Origin of the sequence: Sulfitobacter sp. HI0129, assembly GCF_001635395.1 — a bacterium.
Lineage (GTDB): Bacteria > Pseudomonadota > Alphaproteobacteria > Rhodobacterales > Rhodobacteraceae > Sulfitobacter.
In genome coordinates, this window is sequence record NZ_LWGH01000172.1 from 1 (window position 1) to 255 (window position 255).

General features: G+C 64.7%; 1 protein-coding gene. It reads left to right on the forward strand.

The annotated features are described in order from the left end of the window. The coding region (locus tag A3764_RS01685; protein WP_150122047.1) for an ABC transporter substrate-binding protein at window positions 1-255 on the forward strand (255 nt) is incomplete at both ends.

Genomic DNA, 255 nt, shown 5'->3' on the forward strand with positions numbered 1-255 from the left:
CGCCTTTGCCGAACCCTACAAGAAGGGCATCGAACTGGCGCTGGAGGAGATCAACGCCGAGGGCGGCGTGTTGGACCGCCCGCTCGAATTCATCTTCCGCGACGATCAGGGCGATCCGGGCGAGGCGATCAAGATCGCCGAAGAGCTGATGACCTCCGAAGGCGCCGCCATGATCACCGGCTCCATCCTGTCCAACGTGGGGCTGGCCATCGCCTCGCTCGCGGCGGAAAAGGAATGGGTGTACCTCGCGGCGGA